This is a genomic window from Variovorax brevis, from assembly GCF_030317105.1.
In the GTDB taxonomy this organism is placed as follows: domain Bacteria; phylum Pseudomonadota; class Gammaproteobacteria; order Burkholderiales; family Burkholderiaceae_C; genus Variovorax; species Variovorax brevis.
In genome coordinates, this window is record NZ_JASZYG010000069.1 from 1 (window position 1) to 2,497 (window position 2,497).

Sequence of the window (2,497 nt, forward strand, 5' to 3'; positions counted from 1 at the left end):
ACAGCGGGCGCCAGGAGCGTCCCCAGCACTGCCAATGCGGTGAGCGAAGCTGCGACTTTCATGGGAATCCCTTTCACGAAGGTTGAGAGAGCATGCCGAGCATGGCCCCATGCCGGGCGCATCGGGTTGACGTACGTCAATCGCAATCGGGTATTTGGCCCGTCGATGCGTCTTTGCCCGGCACGGCACCCAAACGGTGGGAAGTTACGCCGGCATTCACGTCGATGGCGCCAATCGCTGGATTGTGTGGCGCTTGGGCCTTCTTTCGAGGGGCTGCATCTGAAACAAAAGAATGCTGGCGCCTGCCGATGTAACTTGATCGCAAAGCGCCAGTTCGCACGATACGACGTTGAATCGGCCGCCGCAATGGACTGCCGCCAGCGCGCGCAGTCTGCCGGCAGGTCTCCCGCATTTCCGCGCCATCCAGCGGGCCCACATTGGCCGCTGCTTTACCAAACGTTGACGTGCTTGGGGCCTCCCCCATCGGAGTCCGCAAGTCGCATTGGATCCCTCTCGCGATCGTCCACCTCGCAGCACGAACATCAGCTTCGCGGTAGAAGCGATCGGCGTCACTGCGTGCGTCTTCGATCCGCTACCTCCGCCGTTGCGCTGCAGGAGTAAGCTTCGCATCCCAAGGAGAGGTCCATGTTCAAACGCATTCTTGTTACGACGGAAGGTTCGCCGCGGTCCGAGACGGCCGTCAACAAGGCGATCGAGCTGAGCTTGTTGTCCGGGGCCGAACTACGTGTGTTCACCGTGGTACCTCTGGAACCGTTCAGCCTTATGGAAGGTACGCCCGTGTATGCCCAGAAGCAGCAGGTCGAGACATATCATCAAGCGCTTGCGGTCGCCCAGGCATTGCTCGACGCAGCCAAATCCGCTGCTCTGGCAAAGGGTGTTCGCAATGTGGAGGCCGTTGTCAAGGGCTCGAACGAGATCGGCGAATCCATCATCGAATTCGCCAAGAGCGAAGGGTGCGACCTGATTGTGATGGCGTCTCACGGGCGCCGCACCGTCGCTCGCCTTCTGATGGGCAGCGAGACCCTGCACGTCCTGACCTATTCACACATTCCGGTGCTGGCTTATCGTTGAGACTTCGGTGCATTTTAAGGGGCCACCTCGACACTGTGACCTGTTCGGCGCCCGAGTCACGCCCACGAGGTTGAGGGTGGCGCGCGTGCTCACGGGTTCCGAAGCCTTGAAACGCATCACGATCCCGGAGCGCAGGTTATCGCCCAGCTCCCGCACACGGGGCGCTGATTGCTGTGGGGCGCAATCCAGGCCGACGCACGGCGGGGTTGGAAGGTGGCATGCGCCTGGCCGCGCCAAAGTGTCTTCATGACCAGCGAACAAAGGGTGGCTGCCGTCCAACGTCAGTGCGGGCTGGCCCCGACGGCGGACGTTGCCATTTCCAATGCGCTCCACTGAAGCGGGCGCGACGGTGTGACGGGGGCTGGGTCCGGGTGCTGGATATCGCGATGAAGTCACCGCCTGGACAGATGGGGGCCCGGGAGCGCATGCCTTTCAATCTCGAGGAGGTCATTGCCCACGATGAGGCTGCTGCCGCGCAACTCTATGGTCGATCCGGTCAGCGGCAGGCCCAGACGCCTCATCATGGCGCAATGCGACGAGCCGCTGTCGGTCCCTGCTGTGGGCAGGCAAGTCAGTGCGAGCGGGCGCAAGCTGAACTACTGCGTTCAGGAAGTGCTTGGGGCGACCCCGGTCTCCCGCGTGCGGGCGATCCGGCTCAACAACGTGCGCCGTGCACTGCGCAAGTGCACGGACTTGGTCAAGGGCACCGATGACATTGCAGTGCGCTGGGGCTTCTGGCACTTGAGCCAGTTTTCTTCGGACTGCAAAGCGCAGTTTGCGGACTTGCCGTCGGCAACCCTGCGTCGTGTCCGCGCTGCGTGGATTAGAAACTCACAGCGAGCCCGACGGCCCACCCCGGATGTCGTTGCCGAACATGTAGCGCAGCAGCAACCGCATGCGCGTGATGAAGACGTCGTGCGCACTCGAATCGAATTCCAGCCCGGCGTCGAGGGAGCTTCGGTAGGTAAAGCCGAGGATGCCCGCCTGGTCACCGTAGCAGCGCGTGTGGGCGGCCTCCAGCACATAGCAAGCTGGAGTACGTGTCCGGCGGCGACGCGCGTGTTGCAGTGCTTGCGTCGCAAGATGCGCGCGTCAAGACCGAGTTGTGGCTCAACGGCAAGAAGATCGAAACAGTGCTCGCCTCGAGCACCGACCGGGCTTGAAGACCTGGTCTCGGGACTCGCGCACCGCGACACCGTTCTGGAAGTGCCCTACAAGACGCGTGGCAAGCTGAAAACACTCAAGCTCAACAGCCACCCCATCACGGCTGGTGTTTGCGGGCCTGCAGCAGGAACCCCCCTGTGCCAATATGACCTGCTACACCTACCCCCGAGAGATCAGTGAGCAACGAGGTAGGTATGACGATCAACCATCAACCCAAGGCAGCGATGCACGCAGTGAACAG

3 protein-coding genes and 1 pseudogene are annotated in these 2,497 nt (G+C 62.2%); 3 read left to right on the forward strand and 1 reads right to left on the reverse strand.

Going from position 1 to position 2,497, the window contains the following annotated elements; genetic code table 11:
- Positions 1–645: 645 nt before the first annotated feature.
- A complete protein-coding gene (locus QTI66_RS39385) occupies positions 646–1,092 on the forward strand; it encodes a universal stress protein (protein WP_286565812.1) in 447 nt (148 codons plus the stop codon).
- Between the two features lie 522 nt (positions 1,093–1,614).
- Positions 1,615–1,887: pseudogene (locus QTI66_RS39870) on the forward strand (helix-turn-helix domain-containing protein); the annotation flags it as partial.
- Positions 1,888–1,923: 36 nt separating this feature from the next.
- Here QTI66_RS39870 and QTI66_RS39390 read toward each other — a convergent pair.
- Positions 1,924–2,115: a hypothetical protein gene (locus QTI66_RS39390; RefSeq protein WP_286565813.1), complete on the reverse strand. Its 192-nt coding sequence runs from the start codon at positions 2,113–2,115 to the stop codon at positions 1,924–1,926.
- 17 nt (positions 2,116–2,132) lie between these two features.
- Between QTI66_RS39390 and QTI66_RS39395 the strand changes: the two genes are divergently transcribed.
- Positions 2,133–2,255, forward strand: coding sequence for a hypothetical protein (locus QTI66_RS39395; protein WP_286565814.1), 123 nt, complete (start codon positions 2,133–2,135; stop codon positions 2,253–2,255).
- The last annotated feature ends 242 nt before the right edge of the window (positions 2,256–2,497 follow it).

Coding starts and splice junctions, on each gene's coding strand:
- QTI66_RS39385 (WP_286565812.1), top strand. CDS start 646: ATGTTCAAACGCATTCTTGTTACGACGGAAGGTTCGCCGCGGTCCGAG.